Below are 12,981 nucleotides of genomic sequence, written 5' to 3' on the forward strand. Positions count from 1 at the left end.
CTGCCGCCTGAAGGACTGGCGGCGCATCGCTACCCGCTACGACAAACTCGCAGCCGTCTTCGCCGCGACCGTCTACCTCGCCGCCGTCGTCACCTGGTGGACCTGATTGAGTCCGGAACCTAGTCGCCGCCGACGCTCGGATCGGATGCAGGCTCAGCGGAACCGCTGTGCGTAGACCTCCGGCCGAAAGCCGACGGTGACCGCGCCGTCCACATCCAGCACCGGCCGCTTGATCATGGCCGGCTGGGCCAGCATCAGAGCCACGGCCCTGCCCTCGTCGACGCCCTGCCGGTCGGCGTCCGGCAGCTTCCTGAAGGTCGTTCCCGCGCGATTGAGCAGGGTTTCCCAGCCCACCTGCCGGACCCAGCCCCGCAGGGTGGCTTCCTCCAGCCCGTCCTTGCGGTAGTCGTGGAAGTCGTAGGCTACGCCGTGCTGGTCGAGCCAGGTCCAGGCCTTCTTCATCGTGTCGCAGTTCTTGATGCCGTAAAGCACTGTCGCCATCGTGGCCCTCCCATGCCGAAGATCGAGCTCCCGAAGGACGTCCGCGACGCCGCCGCCAAGGCGCTCAGCCGCTATCTCAAGGACGAACTGGACGTCGAAGTGACCGGATTCGACGCCGTCTTCCTCCTGGACTTCATCACGGAAACCCTCGGCCCGCAGTTCTACAATCAGGCCCTGGCCGACGCCCAGTCGCTGCTGGGCCAGAAGATCGACGAGATTGGCGAGGCCCTCTGGCAGCTGGAGCAGACGCCGCCTAAGCGCTGACGCGTCAGGTCCGCGGCGTGGAACGCGGCGCCCGTCCGCCTACTCCCACTCGATGGTGCCGGGCGGCTTGGACGTGACGTCGTAGACGACGCGGTTCACGCCCCTCACCTCGTTGATGATCCGCGTGGCGCAGCGGCCGAGGACGTCCCAGGGGAATTCGAAGAAGTCGGCGGTCATGCCGTCGGTGGAGGTGACGGCGCGCAGGGCCAGGACGTGCTCGTAGGTGCGCGCATCGCCCATCACGCCCACCGTCTTCACCGGCAGCAGGACCGCGAAGGCCTGCCAGATCGAGTCGTAGAGCCCGGCCTTGCGGATTTCGTCCAGGTAGATCGCGTCGGCCTGCTGCAGGACGGCCACCTTCTCGCGGGTGATCTCGCCGGGGATGCGGATGGCGAGGCCGGGGCCAGGGAACGGGTGGCGACCGACGAACGGCGGCGGAAGGCCCAGTTCGACGCCGAGGGCCCGGACCTCGTCCTTGAACAGCTCACGGAGCGGCTCGACCAGCTTCAGCTTCATGTAGTCCGGCAGGCCGCCCACGTTGTGGTGGCTCTTGATGACCGCCGAGGGCCCGCCCCGCGCCGACACGCTCTCGATGACGTCGGGATAGAGCGTGCCCTGGGCCAGGAACTCGGCCCCCTCGATCTTGGCGCTCTCCCGGTCGAAGACGTCGATGAAGAGCCGGCCGATGGTCTTGCGCTTGGTCTCCGGGTCGGTGACCCCCGCGAGCTCGCCCAGGAAAAGGTCAGACGCATCAACGTGAACGAGCGGGATGTTGTAGTGATCCCGGAACATGGTGACGACCTGGGTCGCCTCGTTCTGGCGCAGCAGACCGGTGTCCACGAACACGCAGGTGAGCTGGTCGCCGATCGCCTCGTGGATCAGCACCGCGGCCACCGAGCTGTCCACGCCGCCGGAGAGACCGCAGATGACCTTCGCCTTGCCCACCTGGGCGCGGATCTTCTCCACCTGCTCCTGGCGGTAGCTGGCCATGGTCCAGTCGCCCGAGAGCCCGGCGATGCGGTGGGTGAAGTTGCGCAGGATCAGCGCGCCGCGCGGGGTGTGCGCCACCTCCGGGTGGAACTGGATGCCATAGAAGCGGCGGCCCTCGTCGGCGATCACGGCGAACGGCGAGCCTTCCGAGACGGCCACGGTCTCGAAGCCCTGCGGCAGGGCCGTGACCTTGTCGCCGTGGCTCATCCACACGGTTTCCCGGTGCCCGGCGCCGCCCAGACCTTCCAGCAGCGGGCTGTCGCGGACGATCTCGATCTCGGCGCGGCCGAACTCACGCGTCGTGCCCGGCTCGACCTTTCCGCCCAGCTCGGCGCACATCGTCTGTTCGCCGTAGCAGATGCCCAGCACCGGCACGTCCGCCTCGAACAGCGCCCGGGCGGCCGCCGGGCTCTCGGCCTCGTGCACGCTGGCGGGACCGCCGGACAGGATGATCGCCTTCGGCCGCATGGCCGCGAGCGCCGCCTCGGCCTTGTCGTAGGGATGGATCTCGCAATAGACGCCGCTCTCGCGCACGCGCCGCGCGATCAGCTGGGTCACCTGGCTGCCGAAGTCGACGATCAGGACGCGTTCGTGGTGGGCTTCGGTCATGGCTTCCTGTCCGGCCAGGTTGTCGGGGCGCGTGCAGCGCTCGTAACGGTCACGTCGTCTGCTCCAGGACGGCGACGTAGAAGCCGTCGGTGTCCGAGGTGCGCGGGGTCAGGCGCAGGTCGCCGAGCGGCGTCAGGAACGGCCTGAGCATCGGGTCTTCGGTGGCAGGCCGGCGGGCGAAGTCCGGACGGCGCTGCAGGAACGCCTCGACGCGGTCTTCGTCCTCCTCGGGCAGGACCGAGCAGGTGACGTAGACGATGCGGCCCCCGGGCTCCACGAACCGGGCCCCGTCGTCGAGCACGCCGTCCTGGTCCTGCTGCCGCTTCGCCAGGGCTTCGGGGGTGAGCCGCCACTTCGTGTCCGGATGCCGCCGCCACGACCCGGATCCGGTGCAGGGCGCATCGATGAAGACGAGGTCCATCCGGCCTTCCAGGTCCTTCAGCGCATCCTTCGCCAGCGGTGTGCGGACCTGCAGGTTGCGAACGCCTGCGCGCTCGCCGCGGCGGACCGTGTCGGTCAGCCGACGGGCATCGGAGTCGTAGGCGTAGATCTGCCCGGTGTTGGCCATGGCGGCCGCCAGCGCCAGGGTCTTGCCACCCCCGCCGGCGCAAAGGTCCAGGACCTGCCGCCCCCGCACGTCGCCGGCGGCAAGGGCCGCGACCTGCGAGCCCAGGTCCTGCACTTCGAACCAACCCTTGCCGAACTGCGGGATGGCCTCGACGGCCCCGGAACGGTCGGCCGCCTCCGGGGCGGGCACGCGCAGGGCGTTGGGTGACAGGCCGGGGATCTGGGGATCGAACGGCGCGAGCGCCTTCTGCGCCCGGGCCGGATCGGTCTTCAGCGTGTTGACGCGCAGGTCGACGGGCGCGCGCTCGGCCAGGGCGGCGGCTTCCTCGGCCCGCAGGTCCCCGAACGCCCGTGTCAGCGAGGCGTCCAGCCAGTCGGGATAGTCGCCGCGGACCGGCGGCGGCGCCTCGGCGAGGTCGCGGGGCCTGTCCAGCGCGGCCCGTTCGGCCTCGCTGAGCGCGCCGGGTCCATGGGCCTCATCGGCCGCCGCGTCGGCGATCCGGTCGACCGGCCAGTTCCAGACGACCCGCAGGGCCGCGAGCGCGGCCGCGCGGGGGCTGTCGTCACCCATGCGCCAGCCCAGGGAACGCCGCCGCCGCAGGACGTCCAGGACCAGGCCCGAAACCCAGGCGCGGTCCTTGGCGCCGGCATACCGGGCGGCTTCGCCCCAGGCCTTGAGGGCCAGGCGGACGGGGCGGTGGCGGGCCTCGATCTCTTCGATGATCTCAATCGCCGCCGCCAGGCGCCCGCCGTCGCGCATCAGCTCACCGGTAGAGGCCGAACAGCACGCTGAGCATGCCGGCGGTGGCCACGAACCAGACGATGGAGCGGACCATCGGGACGCCGGTGGCGTACAGCGGCACGTACAGGGCGCGGCCCACCACATAGGCCCAGGCGCCCCAGACCGTCAGCGGCTGACCCAGCTTGCCGGCCACGCCACAGGCGACGACCGCGGCGACGAAGAAGGGGAAGGTCTCCGCGAAGTTCCAGAAGGCCCGCTCCAGGCGCGCGGCGACGCCGCTGATGGGCATCGGCGTGTCCCGGGGGCCTGCGGCCCACTTCATGTCCTGCTGAGCCCGCGCCGCGCCGGCGGCCCAGAGGAGCTGCACCAGCCCCACGACCACCGCGGCGCCGAGGAGCTTCAGTTCGATCGCGACATCCATTCGCCCCGCCCTCCCTAGTTCGGACTCGAATAGTTCGGCGCCTCGCGGGTCATCATCACGTCGTGGACGTGGCTCTCGCGCAGGCCCGCGTTGGTGATCCGGATGAACCGCGCCCGATGCCGGAATTCGGCCAGCGTGGGCGCGCCCACATAGCCCATGGCCGCCCGGAGCCCGCCCACCATCTGGTGCAGGATCGGCGCGATCGGCCCCTTGTAGGCGACCTGGCCCTCGATCCCCTCGGGCACCAGCTTGAGGGTGTCCTTGACGTCCTTCTGGAAGTAGCGGTCGGCCGACCCCTGCCCCATGGCGCTCAGCGAGCCCATGCCGCGGTAGGCCTTGTAGCTGCGGCCCTGGTAGAGGAAGACCTCGCCCGGGGCCTCGTCCACGCCGGCGAAGACCGAGCCCATCATCGCCACCGACGCGCCCATGGCGAGCGCCTTGGCGAGATCGCCCGAGTACTTGATGCCGCCGTCGGCGACGACCGGAACGTCAGAACCTTCCGCCGCCCGCACGGCGTCCATGATCGCCGTCAGCTGCGGCACGCCGACGCCCGCGACGATCCGCGTCGTGCAGATCGAGCCCGGGCCGATCCCCACCTTCACCGCGTCGGCGCCGGCGTCGATCAGGGCGCGCGCGCCGTCGTAGGTGGCGATGTTGCCGGCGACGATCTGCACGCGGTTGGTCTCGCGCTTCACCCGCTGCACGGCGCGGGCCACGTCGGCGTTGTGGCCGTGGGCGGTGTCGATGACGACCACGTCCACTCCGGCGTCCACCAGGGCCATCGAGCGTTCGTAGCCCGCATCGCCGACGGTGGAGGCCGCCGCCACCAGCAGGCGGCCCTGGGCGTCCTTCGCCGCGTTCGGGTGCTGCTGGGACTTCTCCATGTCCTTGACGGTGATGAGCCCGACCGCGTGGTAGTCGTCGTCCACCACGATCAGCCGCTCGATCTTGTGCCGCCGCAGCAGGTCCCGCGCCTCGTCCTGCCCGACCCCTTCCTTGACGGTGACCAGACCATCCTTGGTCATCAGGGCCTTGGCGGGGATGTCGTCGCGGCCCTCGAAGCGCATGTCGCGGTTGGTGAGGATGCCCACGAGCTTCCCGGCGTCGTCGACCACCGGGAACCCGGAGATCTTCCGCCGCGCCTTGATCTGGCGGACCTCGCCCAGGGTGGTTTCCGGGCCGATGGTCATCGGATTGATGACCATGCCGCTTTCGTAGCGCTTCACCTCGCGGACGTGATCGGCCTGCTCCTCGACGGTGAGGTTGCGGTGCAGGACGCCGATGCCGCCGGACTGGGCCATGGCGATGGCCAGCCGGCTCTCGGTCACCGTGTCCATGGCCGCCGACACGAGCGGTATGTTCAGACTGATCTCGCGCGTGAACCGGGTCGAGACGTCCACCTGGGTGGGCATGACATCGGACGGGCCGGGTTCGAGCAAAACATCGTCGAAGGTGAGCCCTTCGCGAATCTCCATTGGAGTCTCCGTTTTGCGGGACGCGTATAGGGGGTCCGCCGCGGACGGGGCAAGGGGCCAGAGCGACGCGTTCATGCGATTGCGCCCTTCGGAGCGAAGACGATGAAGTCCCCGTGTGTCGGCTTCTCGGCGATCGCGGCCGCCGCGAGGTCGGCGTCGAGGCGCGCGAACCCCTCCTCGAGCTCGGCGTCCGACAGGTGTTCGAACACCGAGACGGCCCGCAGCTTCAGGCGTTCCACCGCCGCGGCCATGTCGCCCTCGAACGGGAGTTCCATCTGCACGCTGGCGATCGTCGCGAAGCCGGCCGCTTCGAACAGGCTCCGCGTCTCGGCCTCCGTGGGGAACATCGCGCGTTCGACGGCCCAGCTGCCGGGGAAGTAGCCGCGCCACCAGTGGTCCGGTATGCGCTCGCGGAAGGTGCTGCGAAGAACGAGCCGGCCATCCCGCGCGAGCACGCGCCGGATCTCCCGCGCGCCGGCCGGCTTGTCGGCCACGTGGTGCCAGGACAGGAACATCAGGACGAAGTCGGCGGCCGCGTCCGCCAGCGGGATCGCCTCCGCACGGCCGTCGACGTAGCGAACGTTGGGGTGCGCCGACTCGGCCGCGGCGCGCAGTCGCATGCCCGCGGCGGGCTCCACGCCCAGGATCGGGCCGCCGAAGCTCTCCGCCAGCGCCGGCGTGAAGCGGCCGGTTCCGGCGCCCAGGTCCACGCCGCTCAGCGGACGGCGGCTTGGAAGATGTTTGGCAAAGACATCCATCCACCGCCGGATCGCCTCGACCGGCAGCGCGCGTCCGCGGGCGTAGGCCTGGTGCTGGACCTTGTCGTAGTCGATGGGCGGGAGCGGTGTGGGGGGCGCGGGGGGTTCCATGACCAGCCTGTGCCCGGATTGCCGCTGCAAGGAAATCGACTTATTCGACGGACGATGTTCCAAAAGCTCACATTCGGCGCCCTTCCGTCGCTGAACGCGCTTCGGGCTTTCGAGGCGGTGGCGCGGACGGGGCGCGTGACGCTGGCGGCGGACGAACTGTCGGTGACGCATTCGGCGGTGAGCCGGCAGGTGAAGGCGCTAGAGGCCGCCCTCGGCGTTCGCCTCTTCACCGGGCCGAAGAACCGGCTGGAGCTGACGGCGGCCGGCCGCGAGCTGGCGCCCGCGCTCACCGCGGCCTTCGACCAGATCGCCGGCGCGGTCCGCGGGGTCCGCACGGGCGGCGAGGACCTGCACGTCGCCGTCAACGCCTCCCTCTCGGTGAAGTGGCTGATTCCGCGGCTGCCGGGCTTCCAGGAGGCCCAGCCGGGGCTGCGCCTGCAGCTTTCCGAGCTGTCGCCGCACGCCACGACCCACCGCGGCGCCCAGGCGGTCGTGCGCATCGTGCCGCTCGCGCGGGCCTCCGAGCCGAACGTCACGCCCTTCATGCGAAACGCCCTGGGCGTCGTCATGACCCCGGACATGGCGGCGCGTTTCCGCGACGACCCGCTGCAGGCCCCTCGCCTCGTCGCCCAGACGCATCCCGAGGCCTGGCACGTCTGGGCCGAACACGCCGGCGTCGAGTTGAGGCCCGCGCCGGAGCGGCCGTTCGCCCACGTCCACTTCGCCCAGGACGCCGCGCTCGCGGGACTGGGGGCGGCCGTGGTGTCGTGGCCTTTCGTGGCCGAGGACGTGGCGGCCGGGCGGCTGGTCGCTCCCCTGGGCTTCCGGTGGTCGACCACGACCTTCGCGCTCATTGCCGCGCCCGGGGCGCAGGGGCGCGCGCTGGACCGCTTCCGCGACTGGCTGGCCGAGGAAGGAAGACGGATGCCGCCGCCCCCGGCGACGCCAGCGGCGTGAACCGCCCCATTGCGCCGGCGGCGCGGACTTGGGAGCCTGGAGCCAACGCGGGAGGATGCCGAATGGACGATTGGGACGGTCGGGGCCTGGTGTCGACGGCCTGGTTGGCGGCGAACCTGGACGACCCCGGGCTGCGCATCTTCGACGCGACGGTGCACCTGAGGCCGGCCACGCCCGGCCCGTACACGATCGAGAGCGGCCGGGCCGACTACGAGGCCGCGCACATCCCGGGCGCCGCGTTCCTGGATCTCGTCGCCGACCTGTCTGACCCCGCCTCGAAGCTCAACTTCACGCACCTCCCCGCCGACCGGCTCGCCGATGCGCTGGGCGCGGCCGGCGTCGGGAGCGGCGACCGGGTGGTCGCCTACAGCAGCACCTCGCCCATGTGGGCGACGCGGCTGTGGTGGATGCTCAGGGCGGCCGGCTTCGAGTCCGCCGCCGTGCTCGATGGCGGGCTGGCCGCCTGGACCGCCGAGGGGCGGCCGACGGAGACCGGAACGCGACGCTATCCGCCGTCGTCGCTCACCCTCACGGATCGGCCCAATGCCTGGGCGGACAAGGCCGGCGTCCTCGCGGCCATCGAGGATGGCGGGGTCTGCACGATCAATGCGCTGGCCCCGGGCGTCCACAGCGGCGAATCCGCCACGAACTACGGCCGGAAGGGTCACATCAAGGGCAGCGTCAACGTCCCCTACGCCGCGCTGCTCGACGAGGCCGGACGCTACCGGCCCGACGCCGAACTGCGGAGGCTGTTCGAGGCCGTGGGCGCGTTCGACCGCAAGCGGGCCATCTGCTACTGCGGCGGCGGCATCTCGGCGACCATGGACGCCCTGGCCCTGACGCGGCTGGGACATCCGTCGGTCGCCGTCTACGACGGCTCGATGTCCGAGTGGACCCGCGACCCCGCCCTGCCGATGGAGACCGGACGCTAGACGGCTTCCGACACGAACGGCCTGCGGGGCGCCGGATCGAGCCGGCCCTCGCCTGCCAGGCGGACGATGCGGCGGAAATGAGGGCATTCGGCGTGGCTGGGCGCGGGACAGTGCGCAGCGTGACGCAGGCCGTCGCGCATCAATTCCAGGCGACGGATCGTCAGGTCGAGTTCGTCGGCCTTGGCCGTGAGACGCGCACGGTCGATCCGCGGACGGCCGTCGCCGGCGAACATCTCGCCGATCTCGTCCAATGTGAACCCAGCCGCCCGGCCCAGCGCGATGAGCGCGAGCCGCTCCAGCACCTGAGGGTCGAACAGGCGTCGCAGGCCCCGGCGGCCGATCGACGCGATCAGTCCCTTCTCCTCGTAGAAGCGCAGCGTCGAGGCCGGCACGCCGGACCGGCGCGCCACCTGGGCGATGTCGAGATCGCGCGTCGTCATCCGGGAGCTTGACCTCAAGTTCACTTGAACTTGCAGGATGCGCCGTCCCCTCCCCGGACGCAAGCCGAAGGACCTCGCGAGATGAGCAAGACCGACACCCCCAATCGCAGCCAGGCGGACGCCTGGAACGACGCCAGCGGCCGCGCCTGGGCCGAGATGCAGGACATGCTCGACCGAATGCTGGCGCCCTTTGAAGCGACGCTGACGCAGGCGGCTTTCCCCGGCGCGGGACGTCGCGTCGTCGACATCGGCTGCGGCGCGGGCGCGACGACGCTCGCCATGGCGCGGCGGCTGGGTCCGGACGGCCTGATCACGGGGGTCGACATTTCGGGGCCGCTGGTGGCGGTGGCGCGGGCCAGGGCCGATGCCGAGGGCCTCCGCGCCGGTTTCATCCAGGCCGACGCCCAGACGCACGCATTCGAGGCGGGAACGTTCGACGCGGCGATCTCGCGCTTCGGCGTGATGTTCTTCGACGATCCGGTGGCCGCCTTCGCCAATATCCGCCGCGCCCTGAAGCCAGGCGGGACCCTCACCTTCGAGGCTTGGCGGAGCCCGATGGAAAACGGCTTCATGGTCTCGGCGGCGATGGCCGCTGCGCCGTTTCTCCCCGCGATGAAGCCGCCGGCGCAGGACGCGCCGGGTCAGTTCGGTTTTGCGGACGGCGCACGGGTGCGGCGCATTCTCGACGCGGCGGGCTGGCGCGACGTCGAGGTGGCGCCGCTGGACATGCCCTGCGAAGTCCCCGAGGCAGACCTGATGGCGTACGCGACCCGGCTGGGCCCGGCCGGCGCGGCGCTCAACGACGCGGACGCGGCGACCCGCGCCAAGGTGACCGAGGCGCTCATGGCCGCGTTCCGGCCGTTCGTCCGCGACGGCGCGGCCCGCTACACGGCGGCCTGTTGGCTGGTGACGGCACGAGCCTGAGCGAACTGCTTCCGAGGTCGGCGTCAGCGGCCCCGGAAGCCCGTGGCGACGAGGAAGACCTCGGAGCTGTCCTGGCGGCTGGCCTTCGGCTTGACGTTGCGGACCTCGCGGAAGTGTCGGCGCAGCTGCGCGATCAGCCGGTCGGTGCCGCCGCCCTGGAAGGCCTTGGCGACGAACGCCCCGCCGGGCTTCAGCACCTCGACAGCGAAGTCCATGGCCGCCTCGATCAGGCCGACGATCCGCAGGTGATCGGTTTCTCGATGGCCGATGGTATTGGGCGCCATGTCGGACACGACCACGTCGGGCGCGCCGCCCAGCAGCGCGATCAGGCGGGGTCCGCACTCGGGGTCGGTGAAGTCCATTTGCAGGATGTGGGCGGGCGGCAGCGGATCGACCGGCAGCAGGTCCACGCCGACGATGTCGGTGACGCCCCGCTCGATCGCCACCTGCGTCCAGCCGCCCGGCGCGAGGCCGAGGTCGACGACCCTGACGCCCTTGCGGAACAGGTGGAAGCGATCGTCGATCTGGGTGATCTTGAACGCGGCGCGGCTGCGATAGCCCAGCGCCCGGGCCTTGGCGGCGAAGGGATCGTTGATCTGCCGCTCGAGCCAGGCCTGCTGGCTGGGCGTGCGTTCCTTCGCGGTCTTGAGCCGCGCGGGTTTCCCGCGGCCGCCCTCGAGCCCCCCGGTCGGGGGCTTCACCATCCTCTTGCGCGGGGGTTCGGTCATGGCGCGCGCCTCCCGCCGCGGCGTCGGCGACGCCGGCGCGGGCGGCCCCGCTCCGACATCAGGGACAGCAGGATGCCCTCGCGCAGGCCGCGGTCCGCGACGCGGACGCGGTTGCAGGGCCAGAGTTCCTGCACCGCTTGCAGGATGGCGGCGCCGGCCAGCACCAGATCGGACCGCTCGGGTCCGATGCACGGCTGCGCGGCGCGCTCGGCGGCGCTCAGGGCCAGCAGGTCCGCCGCCGCCGCATCGCAGTCCGCCCGGCTCATCCAGATCCCATCGACGCGGTTGCGATCGTAGCGTGGCAGCCGCAGGTGCATGCCCGCGAGACTGGTGATGGCGCCCGACGTGCCGACGAGGTGCGCCCGGTCCGCCTCGAACACAGGCTTCAGCGGGTCGGCGCGGCGGAAGGCGGCGAGCTCGGCCTTCACATGCTCGACCATCTGGCGGAACCACGCCTCGGTGGCGGCCTCTCCTTCAGGAAACCGCTCCGCCAGCGTGACGACGCCGATGGGCACCGACAGCCATGCGCGGATCGGAGGCGCCTGCCCGGGCGGCCCGCCCTTCAGGTCCACCCACGAGAGCTCGGTCGAGCCGCCGCCCACGTCGACCACCAGGGCCGCCTCGTGGCGCGCATCGAGCAGGTTCAGGCACCCGGTGACCGAGAGGCGCGCCTCCTCCTGCGGGCTGATGATCTGCAGCTTCACGCCCGTCTCATTGGCCACGCGGTTCACGAACGCCTGGCCGTTGACCGCGATGCGGCAGGCCTGGGTGGCGATGGCGCGGAAGCGCGCGACCTTGCGCCGCCGGACCTTCTCCCCCGAGACCTTCAGCGCCTGGAGCGCCCGCTCCATGGCGGCGTCCGAAAGGCGGCCCGTCTGCGACAGGCCTTCGCCGAGGCGCACGATCCGGGAGTAGGCCTCGACCACGCGGAAGCCGCCCCGCGGCGTCGGGGTCGCGATGAGAAGACGGCAGTTGTTCGTGCCGAGGTCGAGCGCCGCATAGCACGGCGTCTCGGCCACAGCCCCTTCCCGGCCTCGACTCGCGGGCCCGGGCGCCCGCGGCGCCTCGTTCATGGACTTCACCCGTCCTGCGCAGGCGCGTTCCCCGTGGTCCGCGCCTCATTTCGCGGCGACCTTAGCAAGCGGGGCGGCGAGCCGAAAGACGACGGTTGAATGACGCGCTACCGTGACTACGTTCACCTTCCGGTCAGCATAGAGGATGTAGATTCGCGGTCATGAGCACGCGACTCGCCAAGTTCACCATCGGCCAGGTCGTCCGCCACCGCGTGTATCCCTTCCGCGGCGTGATCTTCGACGTCGACCCGGTCTTCTCCAACACCGAGGAGTACTGGCTGTCGATCCCGGAGCACATCCGGCCCCACAAGGACCAGCCGTTCTACCACCTGCTGGCCGAGAACGATGACAGCGCCTACGTCGCCTACGTCTCCGAGCAGAACCTGCTGCCGGACGACAGCGGACAGCCGGTCGGCCACCCGCAGGCGTCGCTGATCTTCGACGCCTTCAAGGAAGGCCACTACACCTTGCGGCCCGGCATCGGCCACTAGGCGTCTTCGCGGCGAATTTTCTCCGCGCGCCCGCTTCGGCGCACGAACATTTCGCCCAAGGGCTGTGGGCAGGGACATTCCGAACGGAACTTCCGCTCCGGAGGGATCATTCTGCGCGCATGATCGCGAAGGATCCCGCCCTGCAGCCTCCGCCCGGCGCGCGCCCGGACTGGAGCATCGACCAGGACTGGGACGGCTACACCGCCGACGAGCATCAAGTCTGGATCACGCTCTACGAGCGGCAGACGGCGCTCCTGCCCGGCCGGGCCTGCGACGCCTTCCTTCACGGCCTCGAAGCGCTCGACCTGCATCGGGCGGGCATCCCGGACTTCTCGCGGATCAACCTCGAACTGGAGCGCCTCACCGGCTGGAGCGTCGTCGCCGTGCCGGGCCTCGTGCCGGACGAGGTGTTCTTCGACCACCTCGCGCATCGGCGCTTCCCCGCCGGTCAGTTCATCAGACGCCCGGAACAGCTTGATTACCTGCAGGAACCGGACATCTTCCACGACGTCTTCGGGCATGTCCCCATGCTCACCGACCCGACGTTCGCCGACTACATGCAGGCCTACGGCGAAGGCGGGCTGAGGGCGCTGGACCTGGGCCGGCTGCACAATCTCGCGCGGCTCTACTGGTACACGGTGGAGTTCGGCCTGCTGCAGACGCCTGCGGGCCTTCGGATCTATGGGGCCGGCATCGTCTCCAGCCACGCCGAGTCGATCTTCGCTCTCGACGACCCTTCCCCCAACCGCCTGGCTTTCGACCTCGAGCGCGTGATGCGGACGCCCTACCGCATCGACGACTTCCAGCAGGTCTACTTCGTCATCCCCTCGCTGCAGGCGCTGCTGGATGCGACGCTGCAGGACTTCGCGGCGCTCTACACGTCGATTGCGCGGCGGCAGGACCTCGCCATCGACGAGGTGACGCCCAGCGACCGCGTCTTCACGCGTGGCGACCAGTCCTACGCAGCCCGGGGCGGCCGCACCGCCGCCTGACCTCCG

The 12,981-nt window shown here is 70.8% G+C and carries 15 protein-coding genes and 1 pseudogene; 7 read left to right on the forward strand and 9 right to left on the reverse strand.

The window, feature by feature from the left end:
* Positions 1-106: pseudogene (locus AC2D8W_RS12730) on the forward strand (IS5/IS1182 family transposase); the annotation flags it as partial.
* Between the two features lie 47 nt (positions 107-153).
* On the opposite strand, the gene AC2D8W_RS12735 reads toward AC2D8W_RS12730, so the two are convergent.
* Positions 154-501 carry an ArsC family reductase gene (locus AC2D8W_RS12735; protein ID WP_293482555.1) on the reverse strand — a complete coding sequence of 116 codons (348 nt, stop codon included), beginning with the start codon at positions 499-501 and terminating at the stop codon, positions 154-156.
* Between the two features lie 12 nt (positions 502-513).
* Here AC2D8W_RS12735 and AC2D8W_RS12740 point away from each other — a divergent pair, with 12 nt between their 5' ends.
* Positions 514-765 carry a DUF2164 domain-containing protein gene (locus tag AC2D8W_RS12740; protein WP_484671855.1) on the forward strand — a complete coding sequence of 84 codons (252 nt, stop codon included), beginning with the start codon at positions 514-516 and terminating at the stop codon, positions 763-765.
* 39 nt (positions 766-804) lie between these two features.
* Here AC2D8W_RS12740 and guaA read toward each other — a convergent pair whose 3' ends face one another.
* The 5 genes from guaA to AC2D8W_RS12765 all read right to left on the reverse strand — a co-directional run bounded on the left by guaA (position 805) and on the right by AC2D8W_RS12765 (position 6,438).
* Positions 805-2,364, reverse strand: coding sequence for a glutamine-hydrolyzing GMP synthase (gene guaA / locus AC2D8W_RS12745; protein WP_293482619.1), 1,560 nt, complete (start codon positions 2,362-2,364; stop codon positions 805-807).
* 49 nt (positions 2,365-2,413) lie between these two features.
* Entirely contained in the window at positions 2,414-3,691 is a 1,278-nt protein-coding gene (locus AC2D8W_RS12750) for an RsmB/NOP family class I SAM-dependent RNA methyltransferase (RefSeq protein ID WP_484671856.1), read from the reverse strand.
* Positions 3,692-3,695: 4 nt separating this feature from the next.
* Positions 3,696-4,094: an MAPEG family protein gene (locus tag AC2D8W_RS12755; RefSeq protein ID WP_293482621.1), complete on the reverse strand. Its 399-nt coding sequence runs from the start codon at positions 4,092-4,094 to the stop codon at positions 3,696-3,698.
* Between the two features lie 14 nt (positions 4,095-4,108).
* Positions 4,109-5,569, reverse strand: a complete 1,461-nt coding sequence (gene guaB / locus AC2D8W_RS12760) for an IMP dehydrogenase (protein ID WP_484671857.1) — start codon at positions 5,567-5,569, stop codon at positions 4,109-4,111.
* Positions 5,570-5,640: 71 nt separating this feature from the next.
* Positions 5,641-6,438 (reverse strand): class I SAM-dependent methyltransferase, encoded by a 798-nt coding sequence (locus AC2D8W_RS12765; protein ID WP_484671858.1) that lies wholly within the window; start codon positions 6,436-6,438, stop codon positions 5,641-5,643.
* Positions 6,439-6,492: 54 nt separating this feature from the next.
* On the opposite strand from AC2D8W_RS12765, the gene AC2D8W_RS12770 reads away from it, so the two are divergent.
* On the forward strand, positions 6,493-7,395 hold the full coding sequence (locus AC2D8W_RS12770) for a LysR family transcriptional regulator (protein WP_484671859.1): 903 nt from the start codon (positions 6,493-6,495) through the stop codon (positions 7,393-7,395).
* Between the two features lie 62 nt (positions 7,396-7,457).
* Positions 7,458-8,327 carry a sulfurtransferase gene (locus AC2D8W_RS12775; RefSeq protein WP_484671860.1) on the forward strand — a complete coding sequence of 290 codons (870 nt, stop codon included), beginning with the start codon at positions 7,458-7,460 and terminating at the stop codon, positions 8,325-8,327.
* Here the strand turns inward: AC2D8W_RS12775 and AC2D8W_RS12780 are convergent.
* Positions 8,324-8,767 (reverse strand): helix-turn-helix domain-containing protein, encoded by a 444-nt coding sequence (locus AC2D8W_RS12780; RefSeq protein WP_293482626.1) that lies wholly within the window; start codon positions 8,765-8,767, stop codon positions 8,324-8,326. The genes AC2D8W_RS12775 and AC2D8W_RS12780 overlap by 4 nt on opposite strands.
* 81 nt (positions 8,768-8,848) lie before the next feature.
* Between AC2D8W_RS12780 and AC2D8W_RS12785 the strand changes: the two genes are divergently transcribed.
* A complete protein-coding gene (locus AC2D8W_RS12785) occupies positions 8,849-9,691 on the forward strand; it encodes a class I SAM-dependent methyltransferase (protein ID WP_484671861.1) in 843 nt (280 codons plus the stop codon).
* Positions 9,692-9,714: 23 nt separating this feature from the next.
* Here AC2D8W_RS12785 and AC2D8W_RS12790 read toward each other — a convergent pair whose 3' ends face one another.
* Together AC2D8W_RS12790 and AC2D8W_RS12795 are read right to left on the reverse strand one after the other, a co-directional pair.
* Entirely contained in the window at positions 9,715-10,419 is a 705-nt protein-coding gene (locus AC2D8W_RS12790; protein ID WP_484671862.1) for an RlmE family RNA methyltransferase, read from the reverse strand.
* Positions 10,416-11,492: a Ppx/GppA phosphatase family protein gene (locus tag AC2D8W_RS12795; protein ID WP_484671863.1), complete on the reverse strand. Its 1,077-nt coding sequence runs from the start codon at positions 11,490-11,492 to the stop codon at positions 10,416-10,418. The genes AC2D8W_RS12790 and AC2D8W_RS12795 overlap by 4 nt, the downstream gene beginning before the upstream one ends.
* Before the next feature lie 161 nt (positions 11,493-11,653).
* Here AC2D8W_RS12795 and hspQ point away from each other — a divergent pair, with 161 nt between their 5' ends.
* Together hspQ and phhA are read left to right on the forward strand one after the other, a co-directional pair.
* On the forward strand, positions 11,654-11,983 hold the full coding sequence (gene hspQ / locus AC2D8W_RS12800; RefSeq protein ID WP_293482630.1) for a heat shock protein HspQ: 330 nt from the start codon (positions 11,654-11,656) through the stop codon (positions 11,981-11,983).
* A gap of 119 nt (positions 11,984-12,102) precedes the next feature.
* On the forward strand, positions 12,103-12,975 hold the full coding sequence (gene phhA, locus AC2D8W_RS12805) for a phenylalanine 4-monooxygenase (RefSeq protein ID WP_484671864.1): 873 nt from the start codon (positions 12,103-12,105) through the stop codon (positions 12,973-12,975).
* The last annotated feature ends 6 nt before the right edge of the window (positions 12,976-12,981 follow it).

The organism is Phenylobacterium sp. T106, from assembly GCF_057219735.1.